This window comes from Acidithiobacillus sp. TH-A67 (genome assembly GCF_057473545.1).
In genome coordinates, this window is the sequence record NZ_JBYCKU010000028.1 from 25,680 (window position 1) to 39,555 (window position 13,876).

Consider the following 13,876-nt stretch of genomic DNA (forward strand, 5'->3'; position numbering starts at 1 on the left):
CGGCGCATGAACGATATCGAGAATATTATCCGGCAGATCAGTATCTGGGCGATTCCGGTGCTCTTCGCGATCACCGTGCACGAGGTCGCTCATGGCTGGATGGCCTGGAAACGCGGCGATCCCACGGCCATGCTGATGGGTCGCCTGACCCTGAATCCGCTCAAGCACATCGATCCCTTTGGCACGATCCTGCTGCCCGCCATGTTGCTGCTGTTCCATTCACCCTTCCTGTTCGGCTACGCCAAACCGGTGCCGGTCAATTTCGCAGGCCTGCGCGATCCCAAGCGCGACATGGTGTTGGTTGCCATCGCCGGACCTGCCGCCAATCTGATCATGGCGATCTTCTGGACGATGATCCTCTGGCTGGGGGTGCAGTTGGCAGGTACTGCGCCGTATTTTGCCGAGCCGATGCAGTTGATGGGACAGGCGGGCATCCTGATCAATGGGGTACTGATTCTGTTCAATCTCATTCCTATTCCGCCTCTTGATGGCGGGCGGGTAGCGGTGGGTCTATTGCCCCGTGACGCGTCCAACGCCCTCAGTCGGGTCGAGCCTTATGGCTTCATCATTCTGATTGTCCTGCTCTTTACCGGGATCCTATGGACGGTGCTGGGCCCCGCCTTTACATGGTTTCAGGGATTCTTTTTTCGGCTAGGAGGGCTGGCATGAGCGCAACGGTCGTCTCTGGCATGCGTCCCACGGGACGCCTGCACCTCGGCCATTACCATGGAGTCTTGAAAAACTGGCTGCGTTTGCAGGAGCAACAGGAGAGCTTTTTCTTTGTGGCCGATCTGCATGCCCTCACCACGCACTACGAGCATCCAGAGGGGATTCGCCAGTCGACCTGGGATCTGCTGATCGAATGGCTGGCGGTAGGGCTCGATCCGGAAAAGGCAACGCTTTTCGTGCAGAGTTGGGTACCCCAGCATGCCGAGTTGGCCCTCCTGCTCGGCATGCTGACGCCGTTGTCCTGGTTGGAGCGGGTGCCCACCTTCAAAGATCAGCAGGAGCAGTTGCGCGACCGCGATCTGGCAACCTTCGGGTTTTTGGGCTACCCGGCCTTGATGAGCGCCGATATCCTGCTCTATGACGCTGCCTGGGTGCCGGTCGGTGCCGATCAGGTGGCGCACCTGGAAATCTGTCGCGAACTGGCGCGTCGTTTCAACAGCCTCTATGGCCGCAGCCAGGCGGATAGCGAGGCACTCACGGCAGGCCTGCGCGCCCTGGGCAAAAAAGGCAAGCAGCAATATCAGCGCCTGCTGGAGCGTTTTCAACAGGATGGCGACGGCAGTGCGGTCGCGCAGGCACGCGAACTCCTCGACAGCGCTGCCAGTATCAACGAGGCAACTCGCATCCTGCTGCTTGCCAATCTCGAAGGCAAGGGACGGACGATTCTCATCGAACCGCAACCGCTACTGACGGAAGCCGCAAAAATGCCGGGGTTGGACGGGCGTAAAATGAGCAAATCCTATGGCAACGCCATCGCCCTGCGAGAGGAGCCGGAAATAGTGCGCAAAAAGCTGCTCACCATGCCGACGGACCCGGCGCGGGTGGGGCGGCACGATCCCGGTGACCCGGAGCGCTGCCCGGTCTGGCCGTTGCACCAGATTTATTCCAATGAGACCACCCGTGCCTGGGTGCAAGAAGGCTGTCGGAGTGCTGGCATTGGCTGCGTGGAGTGCAAGAGCGTACTGGTGGACAAGGTGTTGGAGGAGCAGGAGCCCATCCGTGCACGCGCCGAGGACTGGGCGGCACGGCCGCAACGGCTTCGGGAAATTGCTGCGCATGGGGCCGAGAAGGCACGATCCCGCGCCGAGCAGACCCTGATTCGCGTCCGTGAGGTCATGGGCCTGAATGCCGGCTGATCAGGGAGTTGCGTCCGGGGAGGCCATGCCCATCCCCGAGGGGCTGTATATTCCGCCCGATGCCCTGGAGGTCATTCTCGATCAGTTTTCCGGGCCGCTGGATCTGCTTTTATGGCTCATTCGCCGTAATCGGATGGATATTCGCGACGTTCCTGTCGCGGAAGTCACCCGCCAGTATCTTAGCTACCTGGAGGAGGCACGGCGGCGACGGCTGGAATTGGCGGCAGATTACCTGTTGATGGCAGCCTGGCTGGCAGAGATCAAGGCACGCATGCTCTTACCCCTGCCGCCCAGTGAGGAGGCGGAGGCTGAGGATCCGCGCGCCGAGCTCACGCTGCGCCTGGCCAAGCTCGCTCAGGTACAGGCGGAAGCCGAGGCGTTGGCGACCCTACCGCGGGCCGGCCTGGATTTTCTGCTTCCCGCCACCCTTGCCCATGAACCGGTGCCGCTCGTACCGCCGGTGCTTGCCGTATCCCGACTGCCAGAGCTGTTGCGACAGATCGAGCAGCGTCGCCGACACAGACAGGCGCGCGCACCAGCGCCACGCTTCGCCTTCGACCTGCGGCAACGCATTCTCGAGGTGTTGCAATGCTGTCGTAGTGCCATCCGCCCACTGCATTTTCATGAAATCCTGCCGCGGCAACGAGATCGCTTACAAGTGGGACTGAATCTACTGGCCATTCTTGAGCTCTTGCGGCAACAGGCATTGTATCTGCTCTGGCAAGATGAGGTATGGTTGCTGAGTGCCGTCGCCGGGGACGAGAATGTCTGAAGATCCCCTGCGCGACCTCCTCCTGGCGATTTTGCTCTTGCGTACAGACGGTATAAGCGAGGAGGACTTGGATGCTTTGCTCGCCAACGACCATCCACAGTGGCGGATAAAGCTGGCCGAGCTTGTGGAGACCGGTTTCGGGCCTTTGCAGGTGATTGCGCAGGGAGGACAGGTGCAGGCGCGCCTGCGTCCGCGGTATCTGTATCTTCTCCAAGAGCTGCAGCTGGAAAAGCCGCGCCCGTTGCGCAAGGCCCTTTTGGAAACTCTGGCCATTATCGCCTACCATCAGCCGGTCACGCGGCCCGAAATCGAAGATTGGCGGGGGGTTGCTCTGGGCAGTGGAATTCTGCAGCAACTACAGGACTTTGACTGGATAGAAATCAAGGGGCATCGCGATGCCCCAGGACGACCGGCGCTGTGGGGGACAACGACGGAATTCTTGCGTCATTTTGGCCTATCCTCCTTGGCCGAATTACCCGCGGCGAATCTGGAAAATGCGCTACCAGAATCATAAGGAAATATGATGAAAAGATTAGAAACTGCTGATTTGACTGTGGCCCCGCGCTGATTGATAGTTTCACACGGAGCTGAGAACAAAAATCTTTGCCGACGATATCGACTTTTGCATTGGGCAGAACTTTGAGGAGCAAGGCCATGGCACATGTGGTGATTTTGGGCGCAGGCACGGGTGGAATGCCAGCCGCGTATGAGATGAAGCACGCTCTGGGAGCGGGCCACGAAGTTACATTGATCAGCACCAACGACTACTTTCAGTTCGTGCCGTCTAACCCCTGGCTGGGCGTGGGCTGGTCCAAGCGCGAAGATATTACCTTCCCCATTCGGCCCTATGTAGAACGCCGTGGCATCAAGTTCATCGCCAAGAATGCGGAAAAGATCGACGCCGAAGCGCAGACCATTACCTTGGCGGATGGTAGTTCGGTGCATTACGACTATCTGATGATCGCCACCGGACCACGTCTGGCCTTTGAGCTGGTCCCGGGCTCTGACCCGCATGAAGGACCAGTGCAGTCTGTCTGCACCACCGATCATGCTGAACTCGCCTATGGCAAGTACCAAGAACTACTCGAAAATCCCGGTCCCATCGTCATCGGTGCTATGGCCGGTGCCAGTTGCTTCGGCCCTGCGTACGAGTACGCCATGATTGTGGCTTCCGATCTCAAGAAGCGCGGGATGCGCGACAAGATTCCTTCCTTCTCCTTTGTCACCAGTGAGCCCTATATTGGCCATCTGGGTATCTCCGGCGTTGGTGATTCCACAGGCATCCTGAGTAAAGGCCTGGAAGAAGAAGGCATCAAAGCCTACACCAACTGCAAGGTGAACAAGGTCGAGAATGGAGAAATGTTCATCACCCAGGTCAACGACAAGGGCGAGACCGTCAAGGAATTCACCCTGCCAGTGAAGTTTGGCATGATGATCCCCGCTTTCCGCGGTATTCCTGCGGTTGCCAATGTCGAAGGGCTCTGCAATCCGGGCGGCTTTGTCATTGTCGATGAGAACCAGCGCAGCAAGAAATACTCCAACATCTACGCCGTTGGCATTGCCATCGCCATTCCGCCCGTGGAAGCGACCCCGGTACCGACTGGTGCCCCCAAGACCGGTTATATGATCGAATCCATGGTCAGCGCCTCGGTACACAACATCAAGGCGGACATCGAAGGCCGCGTGGGCGACAAAACCATGGGTACCTGGAATGCCGTCTGCTTTGCGGATATGGGTGATCGTGGCGCCGCCTTTGTGGCGCTGCCACAGATCAAGCCGCGGAAAGTGGATGTCTTCGCGTACGGCCGTTGGGTCCATCTGGCCAAGGTCGCCTTCGAGAAGTACTTCATCCGCAAGATGAAGATGGGTGTCTCCGAGCCCTTCTACGAGCGCGTGCTCTTCAAGATGATGGGTATCACCCGTCTCAAGGAAGAGACAGAAGTCGAGCAGCGCAAGGCTTCCTGAGGCACGCTGACGTCTCCAGTATCGGCCCCACCAGCTTGGTGGGGCCGTTTTGTTACTGCCGGGAGGCAGCCAAATGGATGAGAAGTTGCAAAAGGTGCTGGCGCGCTACGGCCTGGGCTCGCGTCGGGCCTTGGAGGAGTGGATTGCCGCCGGTCGCATCAGCGTCAATGGGCAGGTTGCCAAACTGGGCGATCGCGTAAACGCAAACGCGGAAATCCTGGTGGATGGCAAGCCCCTGCAGATTCCCGCCTGGACGCAGGGACGGCTGCGGATTTTGCGCTACCACAAACCGGCTGGGGAGATCTGCAGTCGTCGTGACCCCGAGGGCCGGCCTTCGGTCTTCGACCGCTTGCCGCGCCTGCGCGCCAGCCGCTGGGTCTCGATCGGTAGGCTGGATCTGAATTCCGAGGGTCTGCTCCTCCTCAGCAATGATGGAGATCTGGCCAATCGGCTGATGCATCCGCGCTATGGGCTGCATCGGGAATATGCGGTGCGTGTGCTCGGTCGGCTATCGGATCAGCAGATAAACCAACTGCTCAGCGGCGTGGAGCTGGAAGACGGTCCCGCCAAATTTCTGCAGATCGAAGATGCCGGCGGGGAAGGGGCAAATCACTGGTATCATGTCACCCTGGAGGAGGGCCGCAATCGCGAGGTGCGGCGTATGTTCAGTGCCCTGAACCTGGCGGTGAGCCGTCTGATCCGCGTACGCTATGGTCCTATCGAAATGCCCAGGCATTTGAAGAGTGGGTACTTCGAGGAGTTACCGGAGGAGGAGCGTGCGGCGCTTTTTGCAGAGATCGATTGGCAGGAAAAAGACGACCTACCCGCAAAACGCGCGCCGGGAAACCCTTCTGGTACGGCACGCGGTCGGCGGATGCCACCCCGGCGATGAGGGCTTCGGTAAACGATTGGCAATGGTTGTACCGCCAATTGCTGGATCGTTGGGGAGTGCAACACTGGTGGCCCGCCAAAACACCCTTCGAGGTAATGGTCGGTGCCATCCTTACGCAGAATACTGCCTGGTCGAATGTGGAGAAGGCGATTGCACGCCTGGAGGCTGCCGACCTAATGCGCGTCGAGAAGATTCTCACCAGCAATGATGCGAATCTGGAGTCCTGTCTGCATCCCTCCGGCTATTATCGGGTGAAGGCCCGTCGCCTGCGTGCCCTGTGTGCCTTTTTGCAGGAAGAGGGCTGTGCCGAGCTGCCGGAGTCCTTGCGTGAGCGGCGGAGTCTGCCCAACCTGCGCGGGAAGTTGCTGCAGGTGCATGGGGTTGGGGAGGAAACCGCCGACTCCATTCTGCTCTACGCGCTCCATCTGCCGGTCATGGTTGTCGATGCCTATACCAAGCGCATCGCCAGCCGTCTTGGCTGGTGCACAGAGCGGGTGACTTACGCGGAGCTACAGCGTGACATCGAGTCGGCTCTGGTACCTGGCGATGTCGTAATGCGCAATGAATTACACGCCTTGCTTGTGGAACTGGGCAAAAATATTTGCCGACCGCGCCGCCCATTTTGCGGTCAATGTCCGTTACGCAGGCGTTGTGCCTATGGAGCCAGTCAGGAGCGGCCGGGTAACTGACGCAGGTAGTCGCGGCTGCACTCGCAGAGTTTTCCCCGTTCGAGCAGCGTGCTCCAAATCCTGCCTCCCGCTTGGCGCCACAGCACGCCGGCACGGATTCCCCCGAGGAGGAGGGTGCGAATACGGGCAGTATCCTCGTCGCGGGTGAGAAAACGGCTTTCCCCAGACACGATGATGCGCGGCGAGAGTGTACCGATACCCTCGGCATAGGTGTCGGCCAGACCTGCCAGGACACTGGGATGCAGCAGCTCGCCAAAATGATCGACTTGGCGCCGCGCCTGCTCTATGCCCCGTTGCACGCGATCCAGGGCCTTTGGCTGCGCCAGAAGGCGGCCGCTCAACTTGGCCAGCGAGAGGGTATAGCGCAAGATTTCTGCTTCCTCCGCCTGTGCCGGGCCCCTATGCAGCAATGGGCAGAGGGCCTGCAAGCCACGCTGCAATCCCTCGAGGCCCGCCAGGGCAGCAATGCTGTCCTGCGCGTTGATCGCCAGAATGCTCTGCACGCTAAGTAGCAATAGGTGATTGTCGCTACGCCCGCGCCGCGCTGCTTCCTGCACCTCGAGCGCGGCACGGAGCATTCCTGCCAGGGCGAGGCAGCGATCAGGCAGACGTTGTGCTGCGGGTAGAAACTGGGAGATCAATGAACTTTCGCCCTTTCCGAGGGAAATTTGTCGTTCAGTCGTTGTTCCAAGGCTGCCAGCAAGAGTCGACGCTCCCGGCGGCGCAATTTTTCCCCCTGCCCATTACGGATAAAAAAGGTATCTTCCACACGCTCGCCAAAGGTGGAGACCTTTGCGGCAACGACGCTGAATCCGAGACCCGCAATCACCGCACCAACGGTATAGAGCAATCCCATCTGGTCACAGGCCTGTACTTCCAGCAAGGTATCGTCCGGAATGCATCGTTATCCAGATGCAGTTGCAGCGGAATGCTGGCGAAAAAACGATGGCGCGCATCGCGGTGGCGCAGCCCGAAGTGGGGTTGGCTGGTTATCCTCAGATGCAGCATGTTGCGGAGCTCCGTCGCCAACTCATCATGGGCCGCCGCCGACCGTTGAAAGGCGCGTGTTTCGTCGAGTACGTGAAAGGTATCCAGAGCGAGACCATTGTCGCTGGTATCGATCCGCGCATCCAGAACCGCCAGGGAATGACGATCGAGGAGCGCGGCAATATCCTGAAACAAACCTGGCCGATCGGGACCGAAAAGAAAAATTTGCTCTCCCTGATGGCGATGGCGCCGGATGGCGACGCGATACTCTTCGTCTCTTTGCAGGATCTGTCGTGCCTGCCAAAGCAGCTCCTCGCTATCGTAGCGGAGAAAGTACCCTACCGGCAGTGCGCGCCACAACCGCTCTAGTCGTTCGCGCTGCATAGAGGGAAAATCTCGACCCAGCATTTCGATGCGCTGGCGCGCAGTTTCCAAGCGATCATCCGGGGCGGTATCGGAGGCGAGAAAAGCGTCGGCGCGCTCATAAAGCTTGTAGAGAAGGCTGGCTTTCCAGTCATTCCAGAGCTCTGGATTGGTGGCCCGCATATCCGCTACGGTCAATAGAAACAGGTGCGCCAGACGCTTGCGGGTACCCGCCCAGAGGGCAAACTGGCGAATGATTTCCGGATCGTCGAGGTCGCGTCGCTGCGAGATGGAGGACATCTGCAGGTGCTCTTCCACGAGCCAGGCGACCAGAGCGCGCTCGCTTTCCGGGAGCTGTAGCCGTCGTGCGAAGCTGCGCCATTCCCGTGCCCCGATACGCGAATGATCCCCACCGCGACCTTTGCCTACGTCGTGAAAGAGTCCGGCCAGGACCAGGTAGGCCGGTTGATCGATTTCGCGCCGGGCTCTGCGTATGCTGCCGGTCTCCTCGTCGCGCCAGAGCTCCGCAAGTTGATCGATCAAGAAGAGGGTGTGCTGATCGACGGTGTAGGCATGAAACAGATCATGCTGAATTAGTCCGCTGACCCGCTGGAATGCGGGGAGGATGCGCCCAAGTAAGTCGGCACGATGCAACCAGTTCAGCATTCGGCTTGCGCGCACAGGCTCGACGATGGCCCGCAAAAATGCCACACGAAAGGCTGGATCGGAAAACAGTTGTGGTTTCCAATTTCTTTTTTGGCGCCGAGCGGCGCGCAGCATCTGGGCGGGCAAATCCGCCGCGACACTCGCTCGTTGTCCCCAATGGCGTAGCAGCGCACTCGGACTCTCCTCGGCATCGACGGAGCTGTCGAGGGATTCTCCCGTGGCCAGGTAGTGCGCAATCGCCTCCTCAACAATGGCCGCCAAACTCTGGATTTCGGCAAAGGACTGGTAGAGACGTTGCATCAGACGCTCCGCCGCACTTCTGCCGCGTTTTGCCGAGAAACCAAGATCCTTCGCAATGGCTTCCTGTAACTCCAGGCGCAGCCGATCCTCGGCACGTCCGCTACGCAGATGCATGGCTACCCGCACTTGGGCGATGAAACGCTCGGCCGCGCGCAACTGGCGCAAGTCCGCCGCATCCAGGATATCGACTCGCTTGAACATCGCCAGCTCTGGCCGTTGCCAAACGCGCCCTGCAAACCAGAGCAGCTGGTGCACATCGCGCAAGCCCCCCGGGCCATCCTTGATCTGCGGTTCCAGGTGATAGGCGGTGTCACGGAAACGACGATGGCGTGTCTCCTGTTCGGCCACCTTGGCGGCAAAAAAGGCATTGATGGACCAGGGGGGATTGTTCCGCAGTCGTGTTTGCAGGTCATGCCAGAGTTCTGCATCGCCGGCAAGAAAGCGGCATTCCAGCAAAGTGGTTGCGACAGTCAAGTCGTCCCGCGCCGCCTCGAGGGATTCGTCTATTGTGCGCAAAGAGGCACCAACCTGCCGCCCCTGATCCCAGAGAGATGTCAGAAATTGTCTGACAAAGTCTTCCGCTACGCAGTCGGGCGCGCGCAACAGCAGCAGATCGAGATCCGAGAAGGGAAAGAGGACGCCGCGCCCATAACCGCCAACAGCAATCAGGCTAAGCCCAGCAGGCGGCTCGAACTGGTGCCAGAGGGTCTGCAACAGGGAATCGGTTTCCCGCGCAAAACCCCGCAGCCGCTGAGTGATGCCGCCCGTAGCGGGAAAAGGCGGCGGCAACGCCACATCGGCGGGGTGAAGCACCGACTCGCTGTCAGAGGCCAAGGCCGCTGCTCTCAGAGGGGATCTCCCGGTAACTGGGTGAGTACCTCATAGCCGGTCTCCGTTACCAGAACCGTGTGTTCCCACTGCGCCGAGGGGCTGTGATCTTTAGTGACGATGGTCCAGCCGTCGGGCAGGGCCTTGATATGCCGCTTGCCAGCATTGATCATGGGCTCGATGGTGAAGGTTTGCCCGACCTGCAAGGCCAGTCCCTTGCCAGGCTCGCCGTAATGCAAGATCTGTGGTTCGTCATGAAATTTGCGGCCAATACCGTGACCACAAAATTCGCGTACGACCGAGCAATGCTGCGCTTCGGCATAACTCTGAATGGCGTGCCCGATATCTCCCAGAGTTGCCCCGGGCCGCACGACTTCGATGCCACGCACCATGCATTCGTGCGCCACTTCGACGACGCGCCGCGCCTTCAAGGGGACGTTACCCACCAGGAACATCTTGCTACTGTCACCATGAAAGCCATCTTTGATAACGGTGACATCGATATTGAGAATATCGCCGTCTTTGAGAATGCGGTCACCAGGAATACCGTGGCAGATAACGTGATTGACCGAGATGCACACGGACTTGGGAAAGGGCGGATACTCCGGGCTGGGCTGGTAGTTGAGGGGGGCCGGGATCCCCTGCAGATCGTTGACGATATAGTCGTGACAGATCTTATCGAGTTCGCCCGTGCTGATGCCGGGACGCACATGCTCGGCAATCATTTTCAAGACCATGGCGGTCAGTTGCCCGGCAACGCGCATTTTTTCGATTTCTTCGGCGTTGTGAACAACTACCGGGGGACGGGCTTGGGCTCGGCGTAACATGTAGGCTCCTTCGCGCGGTCCACTCAAAATAGCAGATGCTCCGCGTCACAAAGCTCTATACTATCAGGCCTGACTCGGCTTCGGTAGGCAAGCACCTCGACACCCCGCTCGCGGGCTTGGCGCAGTGCGGCGCCATACTTGGGGTCGATCGCGTCGGCGGGTGCAAAACCGTGACCATCCTCGCGTCCCAGCAAAAACAGCATGACGGCACGGTGCCCGCGTGATTGTTCTCCTTCCAGTGCCTGCAGATGCCGCAGAGCTCGACTGCTGTGTGCGTCCGGGAAGCGCAGCACGCCTTCATCGTCCAGTAGAGTGCAGGACTTCACCTCGACGAAGACCTCGCCGCGCTCGGGATCGCCCAGCCAAAAATCCACTCGTTCACGCTCGCCGTAGGCAACTTCGCGGCGTAGCTCGCGGTACCCGGCGAGCTCCACGATCCGCTGCTCGCGCAACGCTTCGGCCACCACGGCATTGGGTCTTTGGGTGTTGATCGTTACCCAACTCGCACCACTCCAGTAGAGTTCCCAAGTCCAGTGGAGCTTGCGTTTTTTATCCGCATGCCAGGACAACAAGACGGGCTGGCCTGCTTCGGCGCAACTGCGCATGCTGCCGGGATTGGGACAATGCACCTGCACCACCTCTCCGTTTTCGAGCTCACAGTCGGCAAGAAAGCGCTGATAACGCCGCAATAGCTTTGCCGGGGTAAGGGGAGGTAGTTTCAAGCGTCGGCACCTCGCAGATGCGAGCGCAAGCTTTGCAGCAGGGTATGGGTGGCCGGATTGGCATCTTCTCGGAACAGGACCGCGAGACGATGCGGGATAGGTGGATGGAAGTGCAACAGACGCAGATCATCCGGTAGATTGCTCCGATAAAAAGAAGAAAATCCAAACCCCAAGCCACTGCGAACGCCTTCGCGGATGGCCGCGTGGCCACTGAACTCATAGCGAATGGCCAAGTCGATGTCGAGGCGCCGGGCAGCCTGCTGCACTGCCTCGCGAATGCCGGAGCCCGGTTCCCGCCAGATCAGATCCTTGCCCGCCAGGACTTGCAAGGGAATCGCCGAGCCTTCCTGTGCCCATGGATGTTGCATGGGTAGGATCAGGCCGATCTCGGTTTTGACGAGGATTTCCAAGCGCCAGTTCCCTTGCTCTCCCGGTTGCAATTCGTCTTCTACAAAGACCAGATCATATTCGTCCTTGTTTTGTCGCGCTTGCCGGCTATTGAGCGCGCAAACCTGCAAGTGGATCCCAGGATAGTCGCGGTGAAACTCCGCCAGCAGGCGGGGCAATAGCACTTCGGCGTTACTTTGACTGGCAGCCATGTGCACGGTACCGGTCAGCAGGCTTTGACTGTCTGCGCACAGGGAATCGGCTTCTGCCAACGCGGCTTCGATGCGCTCACCAATACGCCACAGAGCAATGCCCATAGGAGTAGGGCTGATACCACGATGGGTGCGACGATAGAGAGGCTCCCCCACACGCTCCTGCAACTGTTTGAGACGATGGGAAATGGCCGGTTGGGTAAGAAACAGGCGTTCGGCTGCCTGATGCAGGTTTCCGGCACGTGCGGCTTGTGCCCAAATCAAAAGCAGGCTGGGATCGATGCGTCGCTCCATGCGGCCCTCTCCATAAAATTAGATTTTGTAATCATCTAAATTAATTTAATGCATTGGATTTGATATTCTAGCGCGCATAACATGTCATAGTCCAATCTGTAAGGAGTGCTCAGCCATGGGTTTTCTCTCACATGTACCAAACGGTGACATCCGGCAGGTGATTCGTCACTTTACCCCCAACTGGTTCACCGCCAATATGGGAACGGGCATCCTGGCTCTGATGCTGGCCCTCTTTCCGTACGGCCACTGGGGGCAAGCGGAGATTGCCAAGGCTCTGTGGTGCATCAACAGCTTTTTCTTTGCGCTATTCAGTATCCTGTTCCTCAGTCGGGCGATATTTTACTTTCGGGATTTTCAGAAACTCTTCGACCATCCCGTGCAGTCTCTTTTCATCGGTGCCATTCCCATGGGATTCGCCACCATCGTCAATGGTTTTTTCATCATCTGGCCCTTGAGTCCCGAAAGCCTGGCCGTCGCAACAGCCTTCTGGTGGATGGATGTAATTCTCGCTTTCACTTCTGTACTGCTGGTGCCCTATTTTATGTTCACCAGCCAAGGCCACAGTATGGAGCGGATGACCGCAGCCTGGCTGCTCCCCATAGTGCCACCGGAGGTTACCGCGGCCAGTGGCGGTTTGGTGGCTCCTCATCTGGCCTCCGCCGCAGCCGAGAACGTGATCTACATGAGCTATGTGCTGTGGGCCATTTCGGTTTTGCTGGCCATGGGGATCCTCGCCATCCTGCTACTGCGTCTGACCTTGCACAAGCTGCCGCATCAGGACATGGCTGTATCAAGCTGGTTGACCCTGGGCCCCCTCGGTACCGGTGCGATGGCCATGATTACCCTCGGTAATGCCGATTTCGCCAGTTTTCATGGTGTCCTAGCAGAAATGGCACATTTCGCACAGATGGCAGGTCTCATGATCGCCTTGCTGTTGTGGGGCTTCGGCCTGTGGTGGATGTGCATGGCGATCTTCTTCACCCTGCGCTATTTGCGGGAGGGGTTGCCTTTCAATATGGGTTGGTGGGGATTCACCTTCCCTTTGGGGGTGTTCAACGCGGCTACGTACCTGCTGGCCGACAAAACCGGCTTCTGGGTCTTCCAACCCCTGGGAGCAGTCTTTACCATCCTGCTGGCGTTTTTCTGGGTGATCGTAACACGCAAGAGCTTTCTTGGCATGTGGACGGGAAGGCTGTTTCGGGCTCCCTGCCTATCGGAGGAGACCGGCCTGCCGATGGCCTGTGAGGGCCCGCAAAAGGCATCACAGAAAGCGAGTACCCTTGTCTCGTAGCGTAAGATTCCTCAGGCGAGTCCCTGATACGCGTCTGCTACTAATGCCCGCCCATACTTGCGTTCCAGCTTGCGGACGAGGAAATGGCCGGTCGCCATGTCCTGAAAATACGTAATGAAAATGCTGTTGATCGTGGCGCCGCCAATGGCGCCCAGGGCAGGCACAAGCTGCGCCAGGGCCTTGTCGGTCACCGCTACACCAAAGCGTTCAGCCACCTTGCGCAGTAAGGCCAATAGGGCGGCGCTGGCGGATGATCCGGCGCCACTGGCACCGGCCCGACCAACTTCGCTGACCAGGCCACTCAAGGCCATGCGCGCAGCGTAGTAGCCGGTTTCTGCGGCATCATCTGTGCCCTGCCTGGTGCTCCCGAGGGCGAAGACCTCCAGACAAGCGGCTTTGGTCGCAGGGCTGCTGATGGATTCTCCCTGACTGCGGGCGATATCGATGATGGAACGCAACATGATCGTGGTCGAGATGGGTAGCTCCACAGCAAGGGCGGAAAGACCAAAAAATCCCCCCACTGCGCCAGAGGCCGCAACGGCTGCCTGGTGCCAACGCAGAGATGGCGTACGGAAGGGTGCGTCATCCAGGGTGAAAAGCGCCGCGTCGGCAGCCTTATTCAGCGCCGTCTCGCTGATTCGGCCAATCTCGCGGTGCCACTTTTGCGGCAGTCGTTGCAGACCTTGTTCGATAGGGGCCCCCAGCTGATCCACAAGACGTGCTGCCAAGCCGGGGTTTTCCAGAAGGTCGCGGGCTCTACGCAATTCGGCAGCATCTTCCTCGGTCAGCAGTCGTTGTATCTCCGCCATTGCATCT

At 59.1% G+C, this 13,876-nt stretch carries 15 protein-coding genes; 8 read left to right on the top strand and 7 right to left on the bottom strand.

Going from position 1 to position 13,876, the window contains the following annotated elements:
- The first annotated feature begins 6 nt into the window (after positions 1-6).
- From AC2VNM_RS03605 to AC2VNM_RS03635, 7 genes are all read left to right on the top strand, one after another.
- Positions 7-669 carry a site-2 protease family protein gene (locus AC2VNM_RS03605; protein ID WP_483164992.1) on the top strand — a complete coding sequence of 221 codons (663 nt, stop codon included), beginning with the start codon at positions 7-9 and terminating at the stop codon, positions 667-669.
- Complete coding sequence (locus AC2VNM_RS03610; RefSeq protein WP_483189706.1) at positions 666-1,865, top strand: tryptophan--tRNA ligase; 1,200 nt, start codon at positions 666-668, stop codon at positions 1,863-1,865. The genes AC2VNM_RS03605 and AC2VNM_RS03610 overlap by 4 nt, the downstream gene beginning before the upstream one ends.
- Positions 1,855-2,637 (top strand): segregation and condensation protein A, encoded by a 783-nt coding sequence (locus tag AC2VNM_RS03615; RefSeq protein WP_483167203.1) that lies wholly within the window; start codon positions 1,855-1,857, stop codon positions 2,635-2,637. Before AC2VNM_RS03610 ends, AC2VNM_RS03615 begins: the two co-directional genes overlap by 11 nt.
- Positions 2,630-3,151 carry an SMC-Scp complex subunit ScpB gene (gene scpB, locus AC2VNM_RS03620; RefSeq protein ID WP_483164989.1) on the top strand — a complete coding sequence of 174 codons (522 nt, stop codon included), beginning with the start codon at positions 2,630-2,632 and terminating at the stop codon, positions 3,149-3,151. Before AC2VNM_RS03615 ends, scpB begins: the two co-directional genes overlap by 8 nt.
- A 140-nt stretch (positions 3,152-3,291) precedes the next feature.
- Positions 3,292-4,602 carry an NAD(P)/FAD-dependent oxidoreductase gene (locus tag AC2VNM_RS03625; protein ID WP_483164988.1) on the top strand — a complete coding sequence of 437 codons (1,311 nt, stop codon included), beginning with the start codon at positions 3,292-3,294 and terminating at the stop codon, positions 4,600-4,602.
- A 73-nt stretch (positions 4,603-4,675) separates the two neighbouring features.
- Positions 4,676-5,494 (top strand): 23S rRNA pseudouridine(2605) synthase RluB, encoded by an 819-nt coding sequence (gene rluB, locus AC2VNM_RS03630; RefSeq protein WP_483164987.1) that lies wholly within the window; start codon positions 4,676-4,678, stop codon positions 5,492-5,494.
- Complete coding sequence (locus tag AC2VNM_RS03635; RefSeq protein WP_483164986.1) at positions 5,491-6,183, top strand: endonuclease; 693 nt, start codon at positions 5,491-5,493, stop codon at positions 6,181-6,183. The genes rluB and AC2VNM_RS03635 overlap by 4 nt, the downstream gene beginning before the upstream one ends.
- Here AC2VNM_RS03635 and hflD read toward each other — a convergent pair.
- The 6 genes from hflD to AC2VNM_RS03665 are packed head-to-tail and all read right to left on the bottom strand — an operon-like array spanning position 6,162 to position 11,769.
- Positions 6,162-6,824, bottom strand: coding sequence for a high frequency lysogenization protein HflD (hflD, locus tag AC2VNM_RS03640; RefSeq protein WP_483164985.1), 663 nt, complete (start codon positions 6,822-6,824; stop codon positions 6,162-6,164). The genes AC2VNM_RS03635 and hflD overlap by 22 nt on opposite strands.
- Entirely contained in the window at positions 6,821-7,066 is a 246-nt protein-coding gene (locus tag AC2VNM_RS03645) for an ACT domain-containing protein (RefSeq protein ID WP_486912894.1), read from the bottom strand. The genes hflD and AC2VNM_RS03645 overlap by 4 nt, the downstream gene beginning before the upstream one ends.
- Positions 7,009-9,333, bottom strand: coding sequence for a [protein-PII] uridylyltransferase (gene glnD / locus AC2VNM_RS03650; RefSeq protein WP_486912896.1), 2,325 nt, complete (start codon positions 9,331-9,333; stop codon positions 7,009-7,011). Before glnD ends, AC2VNM_RS03645 begins: the two co-directional genes overlap by 58 nt.
- Positions 9,334-9,344: 11 nt before the next feature.
- The gene (gene map, locus AC2VNM_RS03655; RefSeq protein WP_483164983.1) at positions 9,345-10,154 is read right to left on the bottom strand and encodes a type I methionyl aminopeptidase; all 810 of its coding nucleotides are present in this window, start codon (positions 10,152-10,154) and stop codon (positions 9,345-9,347) included.
- 23 nt (positions 10,155-10,177) lie between these two features.
- Positions 10,178-10,876 (bottom strand): DNA/RNA nuclease SfsA, encoded by a 699-nt coding sequence (gene sfsA, locus AC2VNM_RS03660; protein ID WP_483164982.1) that lies wholly within the window; start codon positions 10,874-10,876, stop codon positions 10,178-10,180.
- Positions 10,873-11,769, bottom strand: a complete 897-nt coding sequence (locus tag AC2VNM_RS03665) for a LysR family transcriptional regulator (protein WP_483164981.1) — start codon at positions 11,767-11,769, stop codon at positions 10,873-10,875. The genes sfsA and AC2VNM_RS03665 overlap by 4 nt, the downstream gene beginning before the upstream one ends.
- A gap of 115 nt (positions 11,770-11,884) precedes the next feature.
- On the opposite strand from AC2VNM_RS03665, the gene AC2VNM_RS03670 reads away from it, so the two are divergent.
- Positions 11,885-13,060 (top strand): TDT family transporter, encoded by a 1,176-nt coding sequence (locus tag AC2VNM_RS03670; protein WP_483164980.1) that lies wholly within the window; start codon positions 11,885-11,887, stop codon positions 13,058-13,060.
- Positions 13,061-13,071: 11 nt separating this feature from the next.
- Here AC2VNM_RS03670 and AC2VNM_RS03675 read toward each other — a convergent pair whose 3' ends face one another.
- Entirely contained in the window at positions 13,072-13,869 is a 798-nt protein-coding gene (locus AC2VNM_RS03675; RefSeq protein WP_483164979.1) for an EcsC family protein, read from the bottom strand.
- Between the last annotated feature and the right edge of the window lie 7 nt (positions 13,870-13,876).